The following is a 25,582-nucleotide window of genomic DNA, read 5'->3' as shown; positions in this document are numbered from 1 at the left end:
ATTCGATTCCAACCGTCCGAAGGCGTGGCGCGTGAGCGTCTGCTGCATCGAGCCGTAAGACCGAACTCCATTGCAGCACTGGCAAATTCGGCCATCGGATACACCATCGCCACCGGCCGGGAGTACACGGGGCAGATCCGGGTCCGGGGCGAGATGTACACGACGACAACGCTTCCGGTCGCCGGCCTCGATCAGCGGCCGCTGGCGGTGCAGATCTGGGTTGCCGGACCGGACGTTCCGCGCGAACCGGCGCCCGGCGTCGACGCGTTCGTCTGGGACGGCCGGCAGTGGACGGTCACGAGTAGCGGCGTGGGCGGCCCGGTCCTGCCCCCTGGATTCCCCCTGCTGCACGCGGCGTGGTTCCTGAGCCGGATCATCGAATGCGAGGAGCGCGACAAGCTGATCACCGCGGCCCTGAACCCTCGCCCCGGCACCTCCTGGTCCGGGTCCATGCGGGTGCTCGCGGCCGACAACACCGGCACCACCAGGGTTTTCGGCCATTTCCGATACCACTCCGAGGAGAAGCTGTACGGACTGCTGCTGCGGGCCGACCGAGAGAGCGAGCCGGGCGTCGTGCTGCCCACGTACCGCAACGACGCCGCGGCCGTACTCCTGCGCGGCACCACCGCCCTGATCGACCTGGATCGCATGCAGATCATCGAATGGCTCACCCCGCCGCTGCACGACATCGCCTGGCGGCACCATCCGACGCCGCGCGCCCTGGACCCCACCGACCGAACCGAATTCAGCCTCGTCACCACCCATGTGATCCACCCCGACGACCACCCCGAATACCTCAGGGCCATGCGAGATCTGGCCGCAGGACGCATAGACACCCACCGCGGTATCGTCCGGCTGCTGACCCTGCGCGGCGGCTGGCAACCGGTCGAGCTGTACCACACCCGGCTCCCCCAGGGCCTGCCTCGATTCCTGATAGTCCTCATCCGCCCCCTGGAGGGTGCTGGTTGACGCTGCCTTTTCGCTGTCTACGCAGCGGAATTCCCGCGAAAGCCGCCGAGACGAACACGCCACCCCGACGTGCTGGCCGCCTAACGCCGAAGTGCCCGCGTCCGCAGCGAACGCCAACAACGCTGGGGCCGACCACGAATCAACACAACCACCGCCTGATCGGCAAACGTTCGTGGTCAACGCACTAGTCGGAGACGGTGAGCATACCTTCACAGATGATGGCTACGACTTGGTGTGCTCGCCCGCGTTGCTGAGCGCGACGTGCGGTGGTGGCGCTGCCGACCAAGAGGTCCACCACGTCGTAGACATCGAGGTTGGAGCGGATCCGACCTGCGTGCTGGGCGCGAGTGAGTAGAGTAGTCAACGCGTTGAGGAAGGCGTGTTCGACCGTCGACGTTGCTTTGAAACCAAGGTTGGTGCCGGCATCCATGACGTCGCACAACGCTTGATTGAGTGCGACCTGTCCGACCACCTCGGTGAAGAATTCGATGAACGCCGCACCAGGGTCGTCGGCGTCGGCCAGCGCGACAGCGGTTTCGATGAACCGTTCTATCCGGCTCAAGATGATTGCCTCGAACAGCGCTTCTCTGGTGGGGAATGTCCGGTACACCGTGCCGACACCCACTCCGGCCCGCCGGGCGATCTCATCGAAGGACACGGACAGTCCCTGCGCGGCCAAGGTTTCCTCGGCGGTCGCAAGAACAACTTCGCGGTTGCGGCGAGCATCCGCGCGCAACGGTCTTCCGGTGTTCGTCCGCGTCTGTGTCTGTCTGCCGGCCACCCGTATCACGGTACTGCTACCCCCCGAGTTGCAACTGGAGAACTCTCTCCATATAGTCGCATCGTATCTGGAGAGTTTCCTCCAGATATAGCGACCGGAGGGTGTTGTGTGACCGAATCGAACAGTGCTCCATCGGCTGGGGCGCGGGAAAACGTACACAGTGCCCACCAGAGTATGGCTGTGGAGTGCACCGAGGTCCTCGTGATAGGCGCGGGGCCTGTCGGCTTGCTACTGGGGTGCGAGCTCGCCCGGCGCGGAGTCGCTGTGCGGGTGATCGACAAGAAGCCTGGAACCGTCCCGACAGGCGCTCGCGGCCGGGCACTGTCCGCGCGGAGCTTGGAAGTCCTGGACGATGTGGGTGTCGTCGACCGGATCTATGCGCGTGGTAAAACAAATCCGAAAGCGCGTCTGTATGACGGGGATACGCTGGTACGCGAAGTGGATCCTCGTTCGAACGCGGCGAACCTGCCCACGCCGAATTCGCCGCACAGGTGCTCATTCGTGGAGCTGCCCCAGCAGAGTACCGAGGACATCCTCGCCGAGCATCTGGAATTGCTGGGTGTACGCGTCGAATTCGACTGTGAACTGATCGACCTGGATCAGAGTCGGGATCAAGTCACTGCCACGGTACGGGTCGACGGCGTGAACCGCCAGGTACGGGCTGCCTATGCGGTGGGTTGTGACGGTGGCGGCAGCCGCACGCGCAAATTGGCCGGCATCTCGTTCCCGGGGCAGACTGATACTGCGGATACCTTCGTTACCGGATGTGCCATTATCGATGGACTCGACCCGGATTACCTGCACATCTGGGCGAACGGCGTTCTGCTGACCTGGCAACCGGATTTGGGGCGCTGGGTGTTCTTCGGTCCGATCACCCCGGACGGCGATGGAGGGATAACTCCGTTTCCGGCGGACGCATTACGCCGCGTCTTCGACGAGCAGTGCGGACTACCCGGCATCACGTTTCGCGAGACCTCGCAGACATCCATCTGGCGGCCGAATATCCGGATGGCGACGCATTACCGGAAAGGCCGCGTGTTCCTCGCTGGTGACGCCGCACACATCCACCCGCCGACTGGCGGTCAGGGGATGAATACCGGACTCCAAGACGCCTACAACCTCGGCTGGAAGTTGGCGCATACGCTCCGCGGTGCGCCGGAGGCACTGCTGGACACCTACGAGGCCGAACGTCTCCCAGTGGCGCGAGAGGTGCTGGCGACGACATCGCAACGCTTCGACTCGGTGACTCGCACATCCGATCCACGCGAACGCCTCCGAACTGCGAGCAACACCCTCTCGGCCACAGACATATTCGCCGACACCACCCAATTGAGCATCACCTACCGCCATGGTCCGCTGGCGCGCGACCTCGACGACACCGTCGGGATCAGGGCTGGTGATCGTGCTCCGGATGCCCCCGGCCTCCGCTGTGGCGACAGGTCCACACGCCTGTTCGACCTATTCCGTGGCCCGCACCTCACCTTGCTGCATTTCGGCACGCACATTCAGACCGCCCCCGCTACCGGCGACCTGGTGCGAGCGCTGACCATTGTGCCTAGAGGCGAGGCTGCACCGGCGAACGGCGGCGTTTTCGTCGACTCCGGCAATCACGCACACCACGCCTACCGCATCACCACCCCGGCAACAATCCTCGTCCGCCCCGACGGCTACATCGCTCTGACCGGAGCCGGGTATGACGAGACAGCGATCGCCGACTATCTGCACCTGGTTGTACCGCGTTGAGGCGGGCGTCGCTCCGCGGTCCGAATCCGCACACGTTCGGGCCTTGATCAGTCCTCATTCCGACCAAAATGGAGTTTCTCTCCAATTACAAATAGAGAAGGCCAGAATATGAACCAGCTTGTTTTCGTGACCGGCGCCACCGGGCAGCAGGGCGGAGCGGTGGCCGCTCGCCTGCTGGCAGACGGCTGGCAGGTGCGGGCACTGACTCGCAACCCCGACAGTTCGCAGGCCCGGGCCCTCACCGAGGCAGGCGCGGAGGTCGTCCAGGGATCGATGGAGGACGCCGTGACGATTGCGCGCTACGTCGACGGCGCGTATGGGGTATTCAATGTGCATCCAGGTCCGCTTGCCCCGGAGCAGGACGAGGTGTCGGCGGGTAAGAACATAGTCGATGCCGCGGTGAAATACGGTGTCGCGCATCTGGTTTACAGCTCGGCTCTGGGTGTCGATCGGGGCGTGCAGCCGAACAAGGGCGAGATCGAGCAGTACATAGCATCACAGGGCATCTCGGCCACCGTTTTGCGGCCGAGCTCGTTCATGGAGAACCTCTACAGCCAGTCGGCTACAGTCGGCGTCCGCGACGGCGCATTGCGCACGCCGGCGGCCCCGCATGTGCGCCAGCAATTCATCGCGCTGGACGATATCGGCGCATTGACCGCACTTGCGCTGGCTCGTGCAGACGACTATCGCGGTCGTTCGCTCGACCTCGCCGGTGATGTACTCACTCCACCGGAAGTCGCGGCGGCGCTCAGCGCAGCCATCGGGCACGAGGTGCCTTACATCCAACGGCCCCTTGACGAGCTGCGGCAGATCAACGAACGCTTTGCCCGCGGTTACGAACTGCTCAACAATGGCGACGGCAGCGTGCCGGATATCGACATCGACAAGCTGCGTGTATTGCACCCCGATCTGATGACACTCGAAACCTGGCTGGCCCGCAGAGGTATGGAATTGCTTCGCCCGCTGCTGAGTTGATTCAGCCGCACTGGAACCCGGGGCCTAGGCCTTCTGGTGAAGTGAGGATTTCACCTGCGGTTTCCGGTGTGTCGTTGGGGGTGGGCACAGCAGCAGCCGATGATGATCGTGGCTGTCTACGCCGGAACATCCGAAAGCTGTTGCTGTGCCAGCAGTCTCATCATTTCCTGTTGGCGTGGTCCCTATCGGCCAGCGGTCCGGCGGCCAGGCCGATTCCGCTGAATCCTGCCCACAATCCGATCGCCCGGACTCGTTGTTGCGCAACGGGATAGACGGCGGCAAGCAGTGCCGGCGAGGCGGGCTCAGTGCCGCGGCGCCGATGCCCCGCACGACCCGTCCCGGGATCAGCCTGAACGCTACGCGAATGTGCAGTAGTGCTACATGATTGCGGTGTGGTCGACGTCCAGCCAGCCGGCTCGCCGCCCGGTCCGGGCGCACAGAATCGAGAATTCGGCAGCGAGGCGCGACGAAGCGATCGCTGGCCAGAAGGTGTGCAAGGTGAACGGTTGCAGACCCTCGACGTGGATCAGTTCGGCACGGTCACGCAGTAGATCCCAGGCGGGGGTGTCGGCGATGGTGGCGTGGGTGAGATGAATCAGCTGCTGGTCGATGGCGGTATCGATGAAGCTCTCCAGATGCTTCGTCGTCTGCTCGACGCGTTCGATCGGTCGGCCAGCCGGGGTGAGGGCCGGTACCCAGCTGGTGCCGATGCCCATCATTGATCGGTGGTCGATGATGGGTTGGTCGGCGAGTTCCTCGGCGTCGACGCTGGTGCGCCCCTCGAACGGATGCCCGGGAGGCACCACCAGCGCGGCTTGCGCCTTGTACAGGGCCGGGCCCGTGGTCAGGAAGAGATTCCCGAGCCGACGCGCGCCGGGTGGCAACCAGAGCAGCGCCACGTCCAGCTCGTGCCCGGAACCGTGGTTCCACATGTACATGTCGTACATGCGATCCTGTAGCCACACCAGTCGGCTGCCCGGCGTGGCCACCTCGAATGCGCTGCTCAACCCTTCGCGGATGTATCCCGGCAGGGTGATCGTGTAACCGGCGCGCACATTCGACGCCACCGCGCCCGCAACGTGCCGGGCTGTGTCGAGCCCGCGCGTCAGCTGATGGAACGCCGGACGCCAGTCATCGAGCAGTCGCTGCCCGATCGGAGTCAGCCGAACCCATCGGCTCGTTCGATCGAAGACCGGCGCCCCCACCCGCTGTTCCAACGCCCGGATCCGCTGGCTGACATTCGACGGGGTCATGTGCAGCCGGTGCGCTGCTCTCCCGAAGTGGAGTTCGTCGGCTACAGCCAGGAACGCCTCGATCTCACGTACGTCTATAGCCGACACGGCTCGAATGTACCCAACGGTCCGCACTGCCGTCCTGCCCCGAAATCGTCCCCCGCACACGGGCTGGTCAGCGGCTGGATTGATCGTACCGGTCGGGCACGAACGGCTGGCCCGATCCGGATCCGGCCTCAACCGCCCGGAGGCTAGGTGGTCACACGTGGGTGTCGAGGAAGTCGAGGATCGATCGGGCGACACGGTCGGCGGAATCGGCTTGCGGGTAGTGGCCGGAGCCTTCTATCAGGGTGATGCGGCCGATTCCGGGTTGCAATTTCGCGACGATGCCTTCGGCCTCGGCCTTCGGGTTGGCGAAGTCCGGTTCCTGGGTGCCCATGATGATCAGTGCGGGGCACTTGATCTCGGCCAGTTTCGGGTCGGACTCGGAGACGTCGGACTTACCGGTCTTCATGAATTCGGCGAACCGGCCGGGCTCGCTCAGTTTCGCACGCAGGGCGGCCATGTCCTCGGCATGGTCGGCGGGCTTGATCGGGTGGGCGACGTCCTGGTAGCTCATCCACATCCCCAGGCTCTTGAACAGCACGGTGCCACCCAGCCGCAGCATGCCCTTCCGATAGCGCGGAACCGTGAACAATGCCGCCAGCGAGAAACCTTGAGTCTGGGTGAAGGGGCCGATCTCGACGACGGCGGTGACGAGATCAGGGGCGGTGGCCGCCGCGATGGTGGCTGACCCGCCGGACATGGAGTTGCCCACGACCACGGCCGGGCCGCCGAGGTGCCGGATCAGGTCGAGGATGTCGTTGGCGACATCGGTCTGGGTGATGCCATCGCCGCCCGTGTGCGAAGGCCAGTTCATCGAGGATTCGCCGTGCCCGCGCATATCCATATTGGCGACGCGGTATCCGGCGTCGGCGAGCAGCGGCAACAGGTGACGGTAGGTCTGGCGGTGGCTACCCATGCCGTGCGAGAGCACGATCAGTGGCCCGGTCCCGGCAAGGTCGTAGGCGAGAGTGCCGCCGGGGAGGGAAAGTAACTCGGTCATGGCGTTCTCCGTTTCGAACGTTCGACAGCGCTGTTGTCGGTCGACGTCCTGCATTTCGGGGATGGTTTATCGGGTGCGCGGCAGCAGACTTGCGGCCGGAAACGGCCTGCCGCTCCTTCGCATTCAGTTGCGGTGATATCGCCTCGACGAAAGCGGCGGAATATCGGTCCTCCCTTGCTCCGCAAACAGCAGATATACCTTCAGACCGTCATGGAGGCAATAGCATTCGTGGGCGCGCGACACTCGGTACCACAGTGACCGGCGAAAACGCCCCAGCAGGCGGCAATCGGCTCACCCACTCACCCGAAGCGGCGTTCAACGTCGCTACCTCCAGCGTGAAGCACATGGTCCATGATCGTCGACCATGACCACAGCAACGAGAAGATGGTGGTCGAGTTTCTTGGAATCACGTGTCCACGAACAGATTTCGCGCGGATTCGGCAACGCGCTCCCGCTGCGCGAATCCGATGACGAGGGCCCGCGGCAGCTTCGAGGTATTGCTCGATGCCGCAACGCGGGCTCAGCCGTGTGGACGGACCTGCGCGAACCGCGCCGCGAGCGATGGCCCGAGAAGTGCGACGATGGCGTATCCACGGCTGCCGGGAGCCGGGAGGCTCCACAGGAACGAGTCGCCTATGACAATGTTGTCCTCGAGGTCACCATTGGTGGATCGGACCTCCAGAAAGTCCAGTACCGGCATCCAGGCGGCCAGCGAGCCATCGTCGTTGATCATGGACTGTACGATCTCGTCGATGAGATCCCATAGAAACACGTGCGGCAGTAGTTCCCCGAGGTTGTTGTACAGGTGGCACGCATAGGACTCCGCGACCCCGGGGAACCGACGAGCCATCTCCTCGATGAGCCGCACACCTGGATACATCAACAGTCCTTCCCGAACGGCACAGTCCATGTGGGCACAGCTTGCTGCGGTTCAGATGTCCCAGGTTGCAGGGGCCATCTGGCCGGGTGTCCGGCCCCGATCGCGATCAGAGAGCACTGCGCCTTAAAGGCCCTGACCAGAACAGATACAAGCCGGATTCGACACGATCCGCGGATTCCTCGGCGACGAACCGGCTGCCTTTTCGCTGCCTCGCCCGGCGAAACCGACCAGGAAAGGTCTCCTGAATGACGAAAACCCTCGACCATGGCTGCTGGTCGGGGGTTTTTGTGTGTGGGGTGGGCCTAGGAGGACTTGAACCTCCGACCTCTTCGTTATCAGCGAAGCGCTCTAACCGCCTGAGCTATAGGCCCGTATGACTTTCAGGATTGCTCCCGAGCCGAGAGCAAAGATTACCCGACCTGCCCGCGATCGACAAAACGGCTGGTCAGCGCGGCGGGGACAGTGCGGCCGGACCACGCCGTGGTGGCATGGTCCGGCCGGCGCCGAGTACTAGTCTGGGTCGGCCAGGGTGACCTGGATGCCGCCGACCAGGTCGGTGCACTGGTTGTAGATGAACACTCCGACCGTGGACAGCGCGGTGAGCAGAACCACGTTGATCAGGCCGATGACCGCGGCATAGCCGAATACCGTGCCGGCGTCGATCAGCGAGGAGGACCCCGAGCCGTTGTCGGAGACCATGTCGGTGAACGTGCTGTTCAGGCGGTCCCACACACCCATGCCGGACAGCACGATGTACAGGAAGCCGACCGCCAGCATCCACACGAAGAACATCGCGACGCTGATCACCAGCGAGATCTTCAGCGTCGACCACGGGTCGATGTGACGCAGCTGCACCGTCGCGCGCAGCGGCTCACCCGTGGCGGCGGCCTGGACCACCGCCGCCGGCACCGCGGGCGAGATCGGCGGCGGCGATCCGGTGGTCTCGTTCGGCGGCAGCGGATGGCGCAGCTCGGACAGGTCGGGCATGTCCTTGATCAGCTCGGGGCGCGCGATGCTGCGGGTGGGCCCGTCGATGCCGACGGACTTCACCATCGCGGCCTCCTTGCGGGCCGCCTTGGCCGCGAGGTCGGCGGTGGTCCGGGCATTGCCGGAGCCGCCCAGGTTCACCGACGACGGCGGACGTCCCGCGACCGGCGCCTGACCGGGACGGTTCAGATTCGACTGCGGTTCACGTTGCGGCAACTGCGACCACCCCTCCTCGAATCGGGAATTCCCCTCGACCGCGGCCGATTCGCCCGATTCGACACCGGCTGAGTTGTCGCCTTTCTCGGACGGATTGCCCGATCCGCCCTCAGCCGTGGACCCCGGCCGCGGAATCGGGCGCGGCGGAATCGGTGAGGGGGCTATCCGCTCGGTCACACCGTTGGCGTGAGGCCGCTCGTCGTTCGGCTGGTTCGTGGTCAATGGGGATTCCTTAGATCCGTTGTGCCGCCGGTGCTCGAGTCGAAACTACTGCTTCTAGGAACCACTGGTGTCATCTTCGCCGGGAACCTCGTCGCGTTCGTCGGCGTTACGAGCGATCGCAAGCAACGTATCGCCCTCGCCCAGATTCATCAATCGCACACCCTTGGTCTGGCGACCGGCCTTACGAACCTGCTTCGCCGCCGTCCGGATGACACCGCCGCCGGATGTGATGGCGTAGAGCTCGTCCTCATCGTCGACGATGAGGGCGCCCACCAGACTGCCACGGCGCTGGTCGTATTGGATAGTCAATACACCCTTACCGCCGCGGCCCTGCGCGGTGTACTCCTCGATCGCGGTCCGCTTGGAATAGCCGCCGGCGGTGGCCACCAGCAGATATGTGTCCTCGCGAACCACATTGAGCGACAACAGTTCATCGTCGGTGTTGAACCGCATGCCCTGCACACCGGAGGTCGCGCGGCCCATCGGGCGCAGCACCTCGTCGTTGGCGGGGAAGCGGATCGACTGGCCGTGCGCCGAGACCAGCAGCAGGTCGTCGTCGGCCGAACACAGTGCGGCGCCGACCAATTCGTCACCATCGCGCAGATTCACCGCGACGATGCCGCCGGTCCGGTTGGAGTCGAAATCGGTCAGCTTCGACTTCTTCACCAGGCCGTTGCGGGTCGCCAGCACCAGATACGGCGCGTCCTCGTAGGTCTTGAGCTGGATGACCTGGGCGATCTTCTCCTCCGGCTGGAACGCCAGCAGGTTGGCCACGTGCTGGCCGCGGGCGGTGCGCGCGGCCTCGGGCAGTTCGTAGGCTTTGGCCCGGTACACCCGGCCCAGGTTCGTGAAGAACAGCAGCCAATCGTGCGTCGAGGTGACGAAGAAGTGCTTGACCAGGTCGTCCTGCTTGAGCCCGGCGCCCTGCACACCCTTGCCGCCGCGCTTCTGGCTGCGGTACAGATCGGTCTTGGTGCGCTTGGCGTAGCCGGTCTCGGTGATCGTCACGACCACGTCCTCGCGGGCGATCAGATCCTCGTCGGCGACGTCGCCGTCGGCGGAGATGATCCGGGTGCGCCGGTCGTCGCCGTACTTCTCGACGATCTCCTTCAGCTCATCGCGCACGATCGCGCGCTGGCGCTCGGGCCTTTCGAGAATGTCCTTCAGATCGGCGATCTCGAGCTCGATCTTGGCCAATTCGTCGACGATCTTCTGGCGCTCCAGGGCCGACAGGCGACGCAGCTGCATATCGAGGATCGCGGTGGCCTGGATCTCGTCGATGTCGAGCAGCTGCATCAGGCCGGTGCGCGCGGTGTCGGTATTGGCCGAACGCCGGATCAGCGCGATGACCTCGTCGAGCGCATCCAGGGCCTTGACCAGGCCGCGCAGGATGTGGGCACGCTCCTCGGCCTTACGCAGCAGGTAGCGGGTGCGCCGGACGATGACTTCCAACTGATGCGCGACGTAGAACCGGATCATCTGGTCCAGCCGCAGCGTGCGCGGCACGCCGTCCACGATGGACAGCATGTTCGCGCCGAAGCTGGTCTGCAGCTGGGTGTGCTTGTAGAGGTTGTTCAGCACCACCTTGGCCACGGCGTCGCGCTTGACCGTGACCACGATCCGCATGCCCGCGCGGTCCGAGGACTCGTCGTGGATGTCGGAGATACCCGCGATCTTGCCGTCCTTCACCTGCTCGGCGATCGAGTTGATGAAGTTGTCGGTGTTGACCTGGTACGGCAGCTCGGTGATGACGATCGTGGTGCGGCCGCGGTTGTCCTCCTCGATCTCGACCACGCCGCGCATGCGGATCGACCCACGACCGGTGGTGTACGCGTCGTGGATACCGTTCGTGCCGACGATCAGGCCGTGCGTCGGAAAGTCCGGGCCCTTGACCCGCTCCATGCAGGCCTCGAGGGTGGTCTCCTCGTCGGCCTCGTGGTTCTCCAGTGCCCAGTAGATCGCCTCGGCGAGCTCGTTGAGGTTGTGCGGCGGAATATTGGTCGCCATGCCGACCGCGATGCCGTTGCTGCCGTTCATCAACAGGGCGGGTACCCGGCTGGGGAGAACCGTCGGCTCCTGGGAGCGACCGTCGTAGTTCGCGATGAAATCGACCGTCTCGTGGTCGATTTCGCGCAGCATCTCCATCGCCAGCGGGGTGAGCCGGCATTCGGTGTACCGCATGGCGGCCGCGCCGTCGTTGCCGCGCGAGCCGAAGTTGCCCTGACCGTCGACCAGCGGGTAGCGCAGCGACCAGGGCTGCGCCATGCGCACGAGGGTGTCGTAGATCGAGGTGTCGCCGTGCGGGTGATAGTTACCCATCGTCTCCGCGACCGGGCGCGCGGACTTCACGTAGCCGCGGTCGGGGCGATATCCGTTGTCGTACATCGCATACAGCACGCGGCGGTGCACCGGCTTGAGGCCGTCGCGGACCTCGGGCAGCGCGCGGCCCACGATCACGCTCATCGCGTAATCGATGTAGCTGCTCTGCATTTCGTTCTGGATGTCGACCGGTTCGATCCGGTCGCCACCGCCGCTGGGCGGCAGCGTTGTTTCAGTCATGAAGTCTCCTAAGTAGTCCGGGTGTGCGGCAGTGTGTTTCGCACCGGACTACACGTCGAGGAAGCGAACGTCCTTGGCATTGCGGGTGATGAAGCTGCGACGCGCCTCGACGTCCTCGCCCATCAGGATCGAGAACAGCTCGTCGGCGGCGGCGGCATCGTCCAGGGTGACCAGGCGCAGCACGCGGACCGACGGGTCCATCGTGGTCTCCCACAGCTCCTTGGCGTTCATCTCGCCCAGACCCTTGTAGCGCTGGACGCCGTCCTCCTTGTTGATCTTCTTCCCCGCGGCCAGGCCCGCCTCGAGCAGGCCGTCGCGCTCACGGTCGGAGTAGGCGAACTCCGGATCCGAGCGCTGCCACTTGAGCTTGTACAGCGGCGGCTGGGCCAGGTACACGTGCCCGTGCTCGACCAGCGGGCGCATGAACCGGAACAGCAGCGTCAGCAGCAGGGTCGAGATGTGCTGGCCGTCGACATCGGCGTCGGCCATCAGCACGATCTTGTGATACCGCAGCTTGGCGATGTCGAATTCGTCGTGGATGCCGGTGCCGAACGCGGTGATGATCGACTGCACCTCGTTGTTCTTCAGCACCCGGTCGATGCGGGCCTTCTCGACATTGATGATCTTTCCGCGCAGCGGCAGGATCGCCTGATACATCGAGTCGCGCCCGGACTTGGCCGAGCCACCGGCGGAGTCACCCTCCACGATGTAGATCTCGGACTTCGTCGGATCCTTGGAGCGGCAGTCGGCCAGCTTGCCGGGCAACCCGCCCAGATCCGTCGCGCTCTTGCGGCGCACCAGCTCGCGCGCCTTGCGCGCGGCGACGCGCGCCTGCGCCGACGAGACCGCCTTGTTCACAATGGTTTTCGCGTCGGCCGGATTGGCCTCGAACCAGTGCGCCAGGTGCTCGTTGCAGGTGCGCTGGACAAACGACTTGACCTCGGTGTTGCCGAGCTTGGTCTTGGTCTGGCCCTCGAACTGCGGCTCGCTGACCTTCACGCTCACGATGGCGGCCAGGCCCTCACGGATGTCGTCACCGGTGAGGTTGCCGTCCTTCTCCTTCAGGAGCTTCTTGTCCTTGGCGTACTTGTTCACCACCGTGGTCAGGGCCGCGCGGAAGCCCTCTTCGTGGGTGCCGCCCTCGTGGGTGTTGATGGTGTTGGCGAAGGTGTGCACGGACTCGGAATAGCCCGAGTTCCACTGCATCGCGACCTCGAGCTCGTGGCCGGTGCCCTTGCCGGTGAACGCCACCAATGTGTTGTGGATCGGCTGCTTGGTCCGGTTGATGTGCTTGACGAAATCCTCGAGGCCGCCCGGGTAGTGATAGGTGCGGGTCTTGACCTTGTGCTCGGCGGGCGCGCCCTCCTCGGCGTGCTTGGGCGCCTCGGCGGTCTCGCTCACCACCTCGTCGGTGATGTCGGTGTCGGCCACCCGCTCATCGGTCAGCGTGATGGTCAGGCCCTTGTTCAGGAACGCCATCTCCTGCAGCCGGCGGGCCACGGTCTCGAAGTTGTAGACGGTGGTCTCGAAGATGTTCGGATCGGCCCAGAAGCGGATCGTGGTCCCGGTGCGCTTGGTCGGGTCGCCCTGGAGCAGCTTGCCGGGCCTGGCGTCCTTGTACTCCTGGCTCCAGTGATATCCGTCGTAGTCGATATCGGCCTGCAGCCGCGTCGACAGCGCGTTCACCACGGAGATACCGACGCCGTGCAGACCGCCGGACACCGCATAGGACTCGGAGTCGAACTTGCCGCCCGCGTGCAGCTGGGTCATGACCACCTCGATGGTGGGGATGCCCTGCGCGTGCATGCTGGTGGGGATGCCGCGGCCGTCGTCGACGACCTCGACGCCGCCGTCGGCCAGCAGCGTGACATCGACGCGGGTGGCGTACCCGGCCATCGCCTCGTCGACGGAGTTGTCCACAACCTCCCAGATCAGGTGGTGCAGACCGCGTTCACCGGTGGAGCCGATGTACATGCCCGGGCGCTTGCGTACCGCCTCGAGCCCCTCGAGCACGGTGATGGATTCCGCGCCGTAGGTCTGCTTACCTGATTTGGAGCCGCTTGCATTGGAGTCGTTGGCAGCCACTGCTCGGTAGCTCTCCTTACTTGCTGATCTCCCGGCTCGATGTCGAAGCACAGCGCGGCACACGCCGGACCCCAGATGGTGTCTGCTCGAGGTGACGAACGGCTCGAGAACTACGGGTCCAGCGGGCGGCTGCACGGAACGTGCCGGGGGTATCGCCGCTAGTTACTCCCCCATCCTACTGGCACACCCAGCCCAGGACCCACCTATGACACCCCTGACGGCGTCGTGAGTGCGTTAATTCGGATGGCAACGGGTCGGCTTGTAGGTTTGAATCCGTCACAAGCCTGCGCGGCCCGTCGGATGCCCGCGCGGCGGTTTGCCGGATGGTTGAGCGGATCTTGTCATCGGCCGGTGCGCGGTTCCACGTGAAACGACCCCGCTTCAGCAACCGCCCGACCTAATGGGCGCCGTCGGCGAAGCCGTCCGAAACCGTGCATGGCCGGAGCGAATGCGGAGGTACGCCTAACCGTACGTATCGCGGGGCCCCAGCCCCTTCACGTGCCGCGCCCCCTTGCGCCAGCTCGGAGCAGCCGGGCCGCTGATCTTGAGCTGTTTCACCACGCCCTGACCGACGGCGGCATTGATCTTCGCCAGCAGCTGCGCCTGCAGCATGCGCAACTGAGTCGCCCAGGCTGTGGACTCGGCCTGGATGCTGAGCACCCCGTCGGTCAGCGAGACGGGGGTGGCGTGGCTGGCGATGTCCTCGCCGACCACGCTCGACCAGCGGCCGAATACCGTTCCCTCGGCGACCTTTCCGGACCAGCCGCGGCCCTTGGCCAGGGCGCCGGCGACCGCGGACAGCAGCTGGGGATCGCGCTCGTCGGGCCCGGCACCCGACCAGCCGCGGCGCCGCAGCGCCCGCACGCCGCCCCTGCGCGGCGAGGCCCGGCCCTGCCCGACCGCCTTGCCGCTGGCCTTGGCCGCGGCGCGCGCCTCCTCCAGCGCCCGACGGGCCAGGTCGATCCCCCGCAGTTCGGTCTCCGGGCCGGTGGATTCGGCGGCGGAGGAACCGCGCTCGAGATCGTCCGCCATCGCCATCGCCCTTCCCTGCACTGCCGGTGCGGCCCGGTCGTGCGGGCAAGGGACAGGCTCGCAATCGGCTCCGGGTGCCGGTGTTGCACAAAGGCTAGCGGGTGGGATCGATGACACGCCCATGCGGCGAGCAGTGTCATGCAACCCAATTACGACACGTGACGATGGACGGATATGGGCAATATCACAGGCTCATCGATCAGTGCGCGGAATCACCACCGGATGATGCGCCGAGGGGGGCGTCCGGGTCTGTGGGGACGTCCGGGTCCGTGGAGGCGTCCGGATCCATGGAGGCGCCCGGATCCATGGAGGCGCCCGGATCCATGGAGGCGCCCGGATCCATGGAGGCGCCCGGATCCATGGAGATTTCGGGCGCAGCAGCAACGTCTGGCGCAGCCGCGGTGGCCGACGTAGCGGCGGTGTCCGGCGCACCGGCAGTGGCCAACACATCGGCAACGGTCGACGCAGCGGCAGTGGCAACGGCCGGATCCACGATGCGGGAGATGCGGTGGTCGGCCGCACCGCTGGTCTCCACGTGCAACGGCCGCGCCTCGAGCTCCGCGGGCACGTCCTCGGGCACGGCGGCGGTGATCAGCACCTGTTCGGCGGTGGCCGCGACGGCGGCCAGGGCCGTGCGGCGACGTCGGTCGAGCTCGGCGAAGACATCGTCCAGCATGAGGACCGGATCGGTGCCGAGACAGCGCAGTAGTTCGAAGGAGGACAACCGCAGCGCCAGCGCGAACGACCACGATTCCCCGTGGCTGGCAAAGCCTTTCGCCGGTGCGGAGCCCAGCATCAGGTCCAGGTCGTCGCGGTGCGGGCCGATCAGGCAGACACCGCGTTCGAGTTCCCGTGGGCGCGCGGCGCTCAGCTCGCGCAGCATGATCTCCTCGAGGGCCTGCGCGTCATCGGGATCCGGAGACCGGCCGGGTTCCAGGAACTCCGGCGGCAGATAACCGCTGCGATAGCGGATGGCGGCGGTGCGGGACTCCGGCGCGATCGAGTGGTACGCCTGCTCCAGGTGTGGATGCAGCTCGTGTACCAGGCGTAACCGCTGTGCCAGTAGTTCGGCACCGTGTACGGCCAGATGCCCGTCCCAGACATCCAGCGTGCTCAGATCCGCCGACGAGCGCGAACGTGCGTGCCTGCCAGCGGTTTTCAGCAGGGCTGAACGCTGGCGCAGTACCCGGTCGTAATCGGAGCGCACGCCGGCCAGGCGGGGCAGCCGCGCGGTGCACAGCTCGTCCAGGAAACGACGGCGCTCGGATGGATCGCCGCGGACAAGCGCGAGATCCTCCGGTGCGAACAGCACCGTCTGCAGGATCCCGAGGATCTCGCGGGTGCGGCGCACGGGCGAACGGTTGATCTGTGCGCGGTTGGCCGAGCCCTGGTTCAGCTCCATATCGATGCGCAGCTCGCGCCCGGAGTTGACGACCGTCGCACCGATCCGGGATCGCTGCGCGCCCAAGCGAATCAGTGGTGCGTCCGCGGCCACGCGGTGGGAGCCGAGTGTGGACAGATATCCGACGGCCTCGATCAGGTTGGTCTTGCCGTTTCCGTTGGAACCCAGGAAAACCGTGCGACCGCTGGATAATTCGAGATCGGTCTGGTCCCAGGAGCGAAAATCACGCAGCGTCAATGTCCGCACGTACATCGCTCAGTCCACCGCTCCCGCCGGGGACCCTGTGGAAAACCTGGGGAGGCGGACCGAACGGCCCACCCGCCCAGGGTATTTCACAGAGTTGTCAACAGTATCCACAGCTCGCCCCACAAGGCGCGGACTCAGCCCGGCAGGCGAACCGGCATCAGCAGGTAGATGTAGTCGGTAGACAGCGCGGGGAAGGCGCCGGACTCGTTGACCTCGGGCTCGGCCTCGCCGACCGGAGTCAGCACCGCGGGCCGGCTCGGCGTGGTGAATCCGAAGGTCACGCGGTCGGCGTGCAACGCGGACAGACCGTCGTTGAGGTAGCCGGGATTGAAGGCGATGGTCAGCGGCTCGCCACGGAAATCGGCCGACAGCCACTCCTCGGCGCGACCCGCGTCGTCGCCACCCGCCGAGAGCAGCAGGCCCTGATCGGAGAATTCGAGGCGAACCTGGGCGCCGCGTTCGGCAACCAGCGCAACGCGTTTGATCGCCTCGATCAGCGCGGCGACCTCGAGCGTGGCGATCGAGGTGTGCTCCTTGGGGAGCAATTGGCGGAACTTCGGGAATTCCGCGTCCAGCAGCCGGGTGGTGGTGCGGCGGCCGCCGTTGACGATACCGAGCAGACCGTCGGTGCCCGTGCCGAAGGCGAGTTGCACCGGAGCATCGGTGGCGCCGAGCGTCTTGGCGGCCTCGGAGAAGGTGCGCGCGGGGACCAGCACCGCGGTCTCCACATCGGGGCGGCCGGGCTGCCACTCCAGGTGCCGCACGGCAAGGCGGAAGCGGTCGGTGGCGGCGAGCACCACCTTGGAACCCTCGATCTCGACCCGGATGCCGGTGAGCATCGGCAGCGTGTCGTCGCGGCCGGCGGCGACGGCCACCTGGCTCACCGCCGAGCTGAACAGATCGACCCCGAGCTCACCGGTCTGCGGGGGCAGTTCGGGAAGCTGGGGATAATCCTCGACCGGCATGGTCGGCAACGAGAACTTGGCACTGCCGCAGGCGATCAGCACGCGGGTGCCGTCGACCGACACGTCGACCGGCTTGTTGGACAGCGCCTTGGTGATGTCGGCCAGCAGGCGCCCGGAGACCAGGACCTGTCCGGGACCGGCCACCTCGGCGGCGACTCGCATCTGCGCGGAGACTTCGTAGTCGAAACCGGAGACCGTGAGCCCCTCCTCGCTCGCGACGAGCAGGACGCCGCCGAGCACCGGCACGGGCGGGCGCGACGGCAGACTGCGCGCCACCCAGGCGACGGACTCCGCGAAATCCTCGCGAGCGACCCGAAACTTCATGCTTGCAAGCTCCATCGCCCGGTATTTCCTCTCCCAGTCTCGGTCGGTCGTGACCTGTTCGATACGTGCGCGGGTTCATGCATGAGGTGCTGGATCGGCCTCCCGCATTCCCTCTCACCGCAGTGTGACACAGGCGACCGACACCAAACCGTACCCGTGAACGACAGCAAAGACCACGCCGCCCCCTCCGGTGCGTCGGATGGGATGCCGGGGGTCCATCCGTGGGCGGTGCCGATACCGGATGGGCGCCGCTCCGGGTCCTGCCCTTCTCCCTGCCTTCGATTCGGTCCTGGGGATGGTGCCGTCGTGTCGATGTATCCCCGAACCGAGTTTCCACACACCCTGTTTTAAAAGAGATCTCTCTAGAGAGAGAACTGAAGTAGTAGTAGGCGCTGTGGAATCTGTGGAGTCCGGGCGAACTCCCTGCTAGGGAGGCGTGGCGGCATGGGGATGTCCGGAGGGTGACTCGAGGATGAACGGGGAGCCACTGTGGAGTTCACGGATCTGTCCCAACCCCATCCTCGAGCCATCCTCGAGTTCTCCCCCGGTGATCACCCTGTTGTGCACACGTGTGCGTAATCCGGTGCAGAACCCGTGGATTCCTCGAGGACCTGACAGGGATTCCTCGAGGAATCCACACCCCGAATCGGGGATCGCGACTGGTCAGCCCCCGTGGATGAATCGGCCTGTGCAATCTGTGGACTAACCCCTGTGAGCGGTCGATGCACAGATTGCTCCCCAGCGCTGTGGGCAACTCGGTGGACAGCCGGGGGATTCCTCGAGGACTCCACAAGAATTCCTCGAGGAATCCACAACGCGAAAAGGCCCCTTCACCCAGGTCAGCGGGGTGAAGGGGCCCTGTGGATCGAATCAGCGGGAGCGCTGTTTAATTCGGGCTGTGAGTTCCTGAACCTGGTCGTACACGCGCCGGCGCTCGGTCATCTCCTTGCGCACCTTCTTCTCGGCGTACATGACCGTGGTGTGGTCGCGGCCGAAGGCCTGCCCGATCTTGGGCAGCGACAGATCGGTGAGTTCGCGGCACAGGTACATCGCGATCTGCCGCGCCTGGGCCAGCGGCCGCGCCTTGCCCGGACCGGTCAGCTCCTCCAGCGTGGTGTTGAAGTACTCCGCGGTGACGGCCATGATCGTCGAGGCGGTGATCTCCAGCGTGGTGGTGTCGGGCATCAGATCCCGCAGCACCACCTCGGCCAGCGACAGATCCAGCGGCTGCCCGTTGAGCGAGGCGAACGCCGTCACCCGGATCAGCGCGCCCTCGAGCTCGCGGATATTGCGCTCCACCCGGCTGGCGATCAGTTCGAGCACGTCGTGCGGCACGTCGAGGCGGTCCATCCGCGCCTTCTTGCTCAGGATGGCGATCCGGGTCTCGAGTTCGGGCGGCTGCACATCGGTGATCAGGCCCCACTCGAACCGGGTCCGCAGCCGCTCCTCCAGCGTCGCCAGCTGCTTGGGCGGCCGGTCCGAGGACACCACGATCTGCTTGTTGGCATTGTGCAGCGTGTTGAAGGTGTGGAAGAACTCCTCCTGGATGCCTTCCTTGCCCTCGATGAACTGGATGTCGTCGACCAGCAGGATGTCGGTCTCGCGGTAGCGGCGTTTGAAGGCCACCTTGCGGTCGTCGCGCAGGCTGTTGATGAAGTCGTTGGTGAATTCCTCGGTCGAGACGTACTTCACCCGCATCCCCGGAAACAGCCGCTGGGCGTAGTGGCCGGCCGCGTGCAACAGGTGCGTCTTGCCCAAACCCGAAGCGCCCCAGACAAACAGCGGGTTGTAGGCGCGCGCGGGCGCCTCGGCGATCGCCACCGCGGCCGCGTGGGCGAACCGGTTGGAGGCGCCGATCACGAACGTCTCGAACGTGTATTTGGCATTGAGGCTCGCCGACGAGGAGGAGGCGGCCGGGGCCGGCGCGGGTGGCTGGGGGGGCTTAGCGAAGTATGTCGGCCACGAGTTGGGGCCCTGCACGACCGGTTCGTCGTCCTCTGGCTTCTCCGGCTGTGGCCGCCGCACCGGTATGGGTTCGGACTCGGGCGCGAAAAGCGACTCCTGTCCGGGCGGGCTCGGGGCGTTGCGGACCGGGGGCAGGTCCATGTCGTGGCGCATCGGGGTTGCCACCCCGTGGTTGGGGATGTTCGGCAACTCTCCGGCCATCTGCACGGCCGCAAACTCGGGCTGGGGATAGTCGTCGCCGGCCGGATACTCGGGCGGGGTGTGATAGCGCGGCGCCGGGTAGTCCGGTGGTGCCTGGTACTCCGGTGGTGCGGGGTAATTCACAGGCTCGCGGGGAGCGCGCGGATGCTCACGCAGCCGGTCCGGGCGGGAGGTCAGGCGCGCATGCCGGGGCTGGCCGCCGAGGCGATCGGCGGGCGGGGCCGCGGGCGCCGCGATCCGGACGCCGAGTCCTTCCACCTGTGGGCCGAGCCGTCGGCCGAGGGAACGCAGGATCGGTTCGCGCAGATCGCGCTCGATCGCCTCCTGGGCGAGTGAGGAGGGCACCGAGAGCAGGGCGAATCCCTGTGCCACCGTCAACGGTTTGACCAGGCCCAACCATGCCTTCTGGGCGTTGCTCACCGGAGGGATGGCACCGTCGGCCGAGCCCATGGTGAGTTCGGCGACCACCTCCGGCCAGACTGCGGTCAACACGTTCTGCTCGTCGTCCACGTATACTTCCTCCCCGGAACATCTCGCTTGGAGCAGACGGTCGGCATCGCCCGCAGTCCCCCGCAGCATGGGCGTCGGCAAGGCCGTCTTGGTGGGCTGGGGGCCATAAGAATATGCCACCCCAGGGGTGTTTCCACACAATTATCCACAGATGTGGAAAAGCGCATCAGTGCGCGTAGGGCTGTACACATCCCCCGGACGATGCCCAGACCAGGCGTTCTTCGGCAATCCCCCAGCAACGCACCATACTCGTTGCCGTGACCGTGCGGCAGGGGCGCTGGGCGAGTCGCCGCGGGGCCTCGGTAGTGGCGCAGATCGCATCGAGGGACCCGAGTTTGACCCTGTACGAGCTGATCAGTACCCTCGTACAGTCACCCATTGACGCGGTGCGCAGTGCCTGCTGTCTCCACACGGACAGGTCATTGCACCCCGATGGGCGTTGTTCGGATGCGGCCTCCAGGCCCACATTGCGAACACAGTATGTTTCACCGACTAACTTCGAGCGCCGCCTGGCGCTCACCAACTCGAGGAGTGTTGACCGTGGCCAAGGGCAAGCGGACGTTCCAGCCGAACAACCGTCGTCGGGCGCGGGTCCACGGCTTCCGTCTCCGGATGCGGACCCGCGCGGGTCGCGCCATCGTGTCGGCGCGCCGCGGCAAGGGCCGCGCCAAGCTCACGGCCTGATCGATCGGTACCGGCATCGCGCCGCGCACCGGCGGGCCCGAAGGAGGCAGCTTGCGTAACTACGCAGGGCCCTCGGAAGCGGCGCCGGAGGATGGAGCGTCGTGAACTGTTCGCCGTTCGGTCCGTACCTCTCCACCCGATACGTGCTCGGACACCCAGGTGTTGCCTGAGCCGTATCGGCTGCATCATCGTGCCGATTTCTCCCGGACGGTGCGGCACGGCCGGCGAGTCGGGAGACATGATCTTGTCGTGCACGCGCTCCTGACACCTGTGTCGATCGAGAATGTCCGCTCCGGCGGCCCGCGATTCGGTTTGATCGTCAGCAAGGCGGTGGGCAATGCGGTGGTGCGTCACCGCGTGGCTCGCCGCCTGCGTCATATCTGCGCCGGTGTGGCGGGTGAGCTTCCCGTCCTGGCGGATATCGTTATCCGGGCCTTGCCGGGCGCGGCGACCGTGGACAGCGCCGAACTGGATCGGCAGCTGCGGTCCGCGCTGCGCCGGCTGCTACCCGAGGCGAGTCCGTCCGAGCCGCCCACGCTGGAATCCGGCAGACTCTCATGAAGTACCTTCGCGCCGCGGGCCATTTCCCGGCCAAACTCCTGATCTTCCTCATCGAGCTGTACCGCACCTACATCTCCCCCACCCGGCTGCCGGTGTGCCGGTTCACCCCCACCTGCAGCGAGTACGCGGTGACCGCGTTGCGCACCCGAGGGCTGTTCATCGGCCTCGGATTGACGGCCGTGCGTCTGGCCAAATGTGCGCCCTGGCACCCTGGTGGGTGGGACCCCGTTCCGGAACGGAAGCGGAAGGGGGCTGCCGCCGATCCGGTTGTGCCCGAGAGCTCCGCGCCCGCGCCGAGCTCGGCGACCGGTGAGGCAGCCGAACAGAAGCCTTTGAAGGGGTCGCCGCCCGCGGTGACCGGCGACACGACCGACGGGAGTGCATAGAGCCGTGCTCGATTTCATTTACTATCCGGTGTCCTGGATCTTTTGGTTCTGGCACCGCGTTTTCGGGTTCGCGCTGGGCCCGGACAACGGGTTCGCCTGGGCGCTTGCCGTGGTGTTCCTCGTGTTCACCCTCCGCGTCGTGCTGTACTGGCCGTTCCTCAAGCAGGTGCGCACCACTCGGCAGATGCAGACGCTGCAGCCGAAGATCAAGGAACTGCAGAAGAAGTACAAGAACGATCGCCAGAAAATGGCGGTCGAGATGCAGAAGCTGCAGAAGGAACACGGCTTCAATCCGCTCATGGGCTGTCTGCCCATGCTCGTGCAGATCCCCGTCTTCATCGGCCTGTACCACGTGCTGCGCTCGTTCAACCGTGTCGGTGTGGTCAGCGGTCTGCCCGGCCTCGGCCACAGCGGCGGCATGACTCCCTATGCGAACGCGCACACCCCGAACTACGCCTTCGGCGTCGGCGACGTGCAGTCGTTCCTGCGGGCCCGCATCTTCGGTGCGCCGATCTCCGCGGCCATCACGACCCCCAAGTCGCAGCTGGCCGCGTTCGCCGACTTCGGCGGCATCCCCCATGTGGCGAACATGATCGCGGTCGCGGTCCCGCTGATGCTCATCGCGGGTCTGGCGACTCACCTGAACGCTCGCGCCTCGGTTGCCCGCCAGCGTGCGACCGGCGTCGGCGGCGTCGATCCGACCGGCATGGGAGCCGCTCCCACGACGAGCCCGATGGGTCCCAACCAGGCCGAGATGATGAACAAGCTCGCGCTCTATGTCTTCCCGATCGGTGTGATCATCGGTGGACCATTCCTGCCGATCGCCATCCTGTTCTACTGGGTCTCGAACAACATCTGGACCTTCGGTCAGCAGCACGTCGTCTTCAAGCAGATCGACAGGGAAGAGGCGGCCAAGAAGCAGGAGGCGCTGGAGCGCCGTGCGCAGAATGCCCCCAAGCCGGGCGCCAAGCCTGATGCCCGGCGTAAGCGCGGCAGTGCGGCGACCGATGCTCCCGTGGACGAGCCCATCGATGCTCCCGTGGACGAGCCCGTGGATGCACCCGTCACCGGCACCGAGGTCACGGCGCAGTCGAAGAACGGAACCGCTAGGTCCGGGAAGGGTCCGGCCTCGGCGGGTAAATCGGCAGGGCAGGGCAATCGCAAGCGATCCGGTAATCGTGGCCGCCCGAATCAGAAGCGACGTCGCTGATAACTCGCGGCTGGAATGAAGGAAACGACAACATGACTGTTGAGACCGACGGAGGGGACGCCACTGTGGCGCTGAGCGCGAACGGAACCATGGAGGAAGCCACGACGGAACCCACGCACCCCGCAGAGCCCGCCTCGGACACACCCGCGGACGACGAGGCCGGACGAGAGGTTGCCGCCACGGAGGACGACGACGCGGGCGACGCCGAGGAGGAGCTGATCGAGGAGGGCGAGATCGCCGGTGACTACCTCGAGCAATTGCTGGACGTGCTGGACTTCGACGGCGATATCGACCTCGATGTCGAGGGCGATCGCGCCGTGGTGAGCATCGATGGTGGTCGCGATCTGTCGAAGCTGGTAGGGCGCCGCGGCGAGGTGCTGGACGCGCTCCAGGAGCTGACCCGGCTGGCGGTTCAGCAGGCGACCGGCGTGCGCAGCCGGCTGATGCTGGACGTGGCCGGATGGCGGGCCAAGCGCCGCGAGGAGTTGAGTGCCCTCGGTGCGGCGGCCGCCCAGCGGGTGCTCGAGTCGGGCAAGCCGGAGTCGCTCGCGCCGATGACTCCGTTCGAGCGCAAGATCGTCCACGACGCGGTGGCGGTCGTGGACGGCGTGGAGAGTGAGAGCGAGGGCGTCGAGCCCAATCGACACGTGGTGGTTGTTCCCGCTTAGTCGGACGCCAGCACCGCGAGCACCAGCGTGCGAGAGGGCCCCCGGTTCCCCGGAACCGGGGGCCCTACGCTTGTACGGAGGTAGTCGCACGGCCGGAAGCATCGTCAATGGATACTGAGTCCCATCGGTCCGGAAGGAAGTTTCACGTGGAACGAGGCATGAGCGGGTCAGTGCCGGAGGCGGCAGCGGAGCGTAACCACGCAGGCTCCCCGGTCATGCCCGATCGGCTCGGCGCGGGCGTCACCGACTCGAACCCCTCCCCCGGTTCGGGTGTCGAGCCGCCGCCGGCCGAGGCGGCACGCGTGTTCGGCGACCGGCTGCCGCTCGCTCGGCAGTACCACGCGGCACTGGCCTCCGTCGGCGTCGAGCGTGGACTGATCGGGCCCAGAGAGGTTCCGCGGCTGTGGGATCGGCACATCCTCAACTGTGCAGTACTCGGAGAGCTCATCGCGGAGGGGGCCACGGTGGTCGATATCGGCAGCGGTGCCGGACTTCCGGGAATCCCCCTGGCCATCGCCCGGCCCGATCTGCGGGTGACGTTGGTCGAACCGCTGTTGCGTCGAACCATCTTCCTGGCCGAGTTTATCGAGTCCGCAGGGCTGAACGTGACCGTCGTGCGCGGTCGTGCGGAGCAGCCCGGTGTCCGGAAGGAGGCCGGCGGCGCGGATGTGGTGACCTCGCGCGCGGTGGCCCCGTTGGCGAAGCTGGCGCAGTGGTCGCTGCCGCTGGTGCACGATCACGGGCGCATGCTCGCGTTGAAGGGCTCGAGCGTCGCTGAGGAACTCGAGCGTGATCGTGAGGAGCTGACGCGCGCGGGTGGCGGTAATGCGGAGGTGCTCGAATGTGGCGCGGGGATCGTCACGCCGCCGACGGTCGTCCTGAGCGTCGAACGACTCCCTCGCTCCGAGAGGGAGAATCGGCGCGGAGCTCGAAAGCAGCGCGCCCGCTGATCGTGTCAGGCGGCGCGCTCGCGGCCATCTGGTGGGCTGCGTCGCCGGGTTTGCGTCGGGATGTTCGCTCGGGTGTTTCATGTGAAACCACGCCAGGGTGCGATGTTTCACATGAAACCCGATGATCGAAATCGGGTCGCGCTGAGCGACGATCGTGGTGTTTCACATGAAACATGCTCGGCCGCTTACGTCGTCCCACGCCGGGGTGTAACCCCCATCGATGCGCAGGTGTTCGAGTGCAGCTGTTCGCGATGAGCTGCCCCTCTGGCCGGGTGGCTGACCGGGAGTTCCCGTTCGGTCGTGTGTCCGATCGAGATGCCTCGCGGTGCGCGTGAATTGATGCGCGCATGCCCTGTTGGCTCCAGTTCGGATCGCTTCGTCACGGTGACGAAGGTCTGTCGACCATTCGGTGTCGTACCTCATGTCCATCGGTATCGCCCTCCCGATCCCCATGGCGGGCCAACCGATTCGGCGTCGAGGTTTCATGTGAAACAACCCGAAATTTGATGCGGAGCCGGATCTGTGGACGCGAATCGGTCATTCTGCGCGTGTCGTAGAAGGATTGCCGCGGTTCAACTTCCGTATTCGGTCCGGTGCTGGCAAGCTAAGTGGCGTTGAGCGTGAGCGCGGAATGTGATGCCCGACAGGCTCGCCGGAAGGGCATCGTTCTCACCCTAGGCGCCGCGCTCCGCTTGCTCGAGCCACGCGGCGCTGAAGCCGCTCC

General features: G+C 65.9%; 19 protein-coding genes, 1 tRNA gene and 1 pseudogene. 9 read left to right on the top strand and 12 right to left on the bottom strand.

What is annotated here, in order from left to right; translation table 11 throughout:
• The first annotated feature begins 24 nt into the window (after positions 1–24).
• Positions 25–969 carry a hypothetical protein gene (locus KO481_RS00875; protein WP_308166196.1) on the top strand — a complete coding sequence of 315 codons (945 nt, stop codon included), beginning with the start codon at positions 25–27 and terminating at the stop codon, positions 967–969.
• A 184-nt stretch (positions 970–1,153) separates the two neighbouring features.
• Here KO481_RS00875 and KO481_RS00870 read toward each other — a convergent pair whose 3' ends face one another.
• Positions 1,154–1,750 (bottom strand): TetR/AcrR family transcriptional regulator, encoded by a 597-nt coding sequence (locus KO481_RS00870; protein WP_215914996.1) that lies wholly within the window; start codon positions 1,748–1,750, stop codon positions 1,154–1,156.
• 174 nt (positions 1,751–1,924) lie between these two features.
• Here KO481_RS00870 and KO481_RS00865 point away from each other — a divergent pair, with 174 nt between their 5' ends.
• A complete protein-coding gene (locus KO481_RS00865; RefSeq protein WP_245400322.1) occupies positions 1,925–3,493 on the top strand; it encodes an FAD-dependent monooxygenase in 1,569 nt (522 codons plus the stop codon).
• A gap of 108 nt (positions 3,494–3,601) precedes the next feature.
• On the top strand, positions 3,602–4,468 hold the full coding sequence (locus KO481_RS00860) for an NmrA/HSCARG family protein (protein WP_215914994.1): 867 nt from the start codon (positions 3,602–3,604) through the stop codon (positions 4,466–4,468).
• A gap of 377 nt (positions 4,469–4,845) precedes the next feature.
• On the opposite strand, the gene KO481_RS00855 is transcribed toward KO481_RS00860, so the two are convergent.
• From KO481_RS00855 to dnaA, 11 genes and pseudogenes are all read right to left on the bottom strand, one after another.
• On the bottom strand, positions 4,846–5,808 hold the full coding sequence (locus KO481_RS00855; RefSeq protein WP_215914993.1) for a LysR family transcriptional regulator: 963 nt from the start codon (positions 5,806–5,808) through the stop codon (positions 4,846–4,848).
• A 151-nt stretch (positions 5,809–5,959) separates the two neighbouring features.
• A complete protein-coding gene (locus tag KO481_RS00850) occupies positions 5,960–6,805 on the bottom strand; it encodes an alpha/beta fold hydrolase (RefSeq protein WP_215914992.1) in 846 nt (281 codons plus the stop codon).
• A 520-nt stretch (positions 6,806–7,325) separates the two neighbouring features.
• A complete protein-coding gene (locus tag KO481_RS00845) occupies positions 7,326–7,685 on the bottom strand; it encodes a hypothetical protein (RefSeq protein WP_215914991.1) in 360 nt (119 codons plus the stop codon).
• 297 nt (positions 7,686–7,982) lie between these two features.
• Positions 7,983–8,056 (bottom strand) — tRNA-Ile (locus KO481_RS00840).
• A gap of 139 nt (positions 8,057–8,195) precedes the next feature.
• Positions 8,196–9,110 carry a DUF3566 domain-containing protein gene (locus KO481_RS00835; protein WP_215914990.1) on the bottom strand — a complete coding sequence of 305 codons (915 nt, stop codon included), beginning with the start codon at positions 9,108–9,110 and terminating at the stop codon, positions 8,196–8,198.
• 54 nt (positions 9,111–9,164) lie between these two features.
• Entirely contained in the window at positions 9,165–11,669 is a 2,505-nt protein-coding gene (gene gyrA, locus KO481_RS00830) for a DNA gyrase subunit A (RefSeq protein WP_215914989.1), read from the bottom strand.
• A gap of 48 nt (positions 11,670–11,717) precedes the next feature.
• Positions 11,718–13,754 (bottom strand): DNA topoisomerase (ATP-hydrolyzing) subunit B, encoded by a 2,037-nt coding sequence (gene gyrB / locus KO481_RS00825; RefSeq protein ID WP_215914988.1) that lies wholly within the window; start codon positions 13,752–13,754, stop codon positions 11,718–11,720.
• A gap of 462 nt (positions 13,755–14,216) precedes the next feature.
• Positions 14,217–14,786, bottom strand: a complete 570-nt coding sequence (locus tag KO481_RS00820) for a DUF721 family protein (RefSeq protein WP_215915850.1) — start codon at positions 14,784–14,786, stop codon at positions 14,217–14,219.
• A 487-nt stretch (positions 14,787–15,273) separates the two neighbouring features.
• Positions 15,274–16,440, bottom strand: a pseudogene (gene recF / locus KO481_RS00815) (DNA replication/repair protein RecF); the annotation flags it as partial.
• 128 nt (positions 16,441–16,568) lie between these two features.
• Positions 16,569–17,738 carry a DNA polymerase III subunit beta gene (gene dnaN / locus KO481_RS00810; RefSeq protein WP_215914987.1) on the bottom strand — a complete coding sequence of 390 codons (1,170 nt, stop codon included), beginning with the start codon at positions 17,736–17,738 and terminating at the stop codon, positions 16,569–16,571.
• 855 nt (positions 17,739–18,593) lie between these two features.
• Complete coding sequence (dnaA, locus tag KO481_RS00805; protein ID WP_215914986.1) at positions 18,594–20,399, bottom strand: chromosomal replication initiator protein DnaA; 1,806 nt, start codon at positions 20,397–20,399, stop codon at positions 18,594–18,596.
• A gap of 540 nt (positions 20,400–20,939) precedes the next feature.
• On the opposite strand from dnaA, the gene rpmH reads away from it, so the two are divergent.
• From rpmH to rsmG, 6 genes are all read left to right on the top strand, one after another.
• Positions 20,940–21,083 carry a 50S ribosomal protein L34 gene (gene rpmH / locus KO481_RS00800; protein WP_033085250.1) on the top strand — a complete coding sequence of 48 codons (144 nt, stop codon included), beginning with the start codon at positions 20,940–20,942 and terminating at the stop codon, positions 21,081–21,083.
• Positions 21,084–21,242: 159 nt separating this feature from the next.
• Complete coding sequence (gene rnpA, locus KO481_RS00795) at positions 21,243–21,644, top strand: ribonuclease P protein component (RefSeq protein WP_215914985.1); 402 nt, start codon at positions 21,243–21,245, stop codon at positions 21,642–21,644.
• Positions 21,641–22,030, top strand: coding sequence for a membrane protein insertion efficiency factor YidD (gene yidD / locus KO481_RS00790; RefSeq protein ID WP_215914984.1), 390 nt, complete (start codon positions 21,641–21,643; stop codon positions 22,028–22,030). The genes rnpA and yidD overlap by 4 nt, the downstream gene beginning before the upstream one ends.
• A 4-nt stretch (positions 22,031–22,034) precedes the next feature.
• Complete coding sequence (gene yidC / locus KO481_RS00785) at positions 22,035–23,240, top strand: membrane protein insertase YidC (protein ID WP_215914983.1); 1,206 nt, start codon at positions 22,035–22,037, stop codon at positions 23,238–23,240.
• A gap of 32 nt (positions 23,241–23,272) precedes the next feature.
• Positions 23,273–23,908, top strand: a complete 636-nt coding sequence (locus KO481_RS00780; RefSeq protein ID WP_215914982.1) for a Jag family protein — start codon at positions 23,273–23,275, stop codon at positions 23,906–23,908.
• Between the two features lie 158 nt (positions 23,909–24,066).
• Positions 24,067–24,858 (top strand): 16S rRNA (guanine(527)-N(7))-methyltransferase RsmG, encoded by a 792-nt coding sequence (gene rsmG, locus KO481_RS00775; protein WP_245400211.1) that lies wholly within the window; start codon positions 24,067–24,069, stop codon positions 24,856–24,858.
• Positions 24,859–25,582: the final 724 nt, after the last annotated feature.

The sequence above is a fragment of the Nocardia albiluteola genome, from assembly GCF_018860155.1.
Taxonomy (GTDB): domain Bacteria; phylum Actinomycetota; class Actinomycetes; order Mycobacteriales; family Mycobacteriaceae; genus Nocardia; species Nocardia albiluteola.
This window is presented reverse-complemented; position numbering and strand designations above follow the sequence as displayed.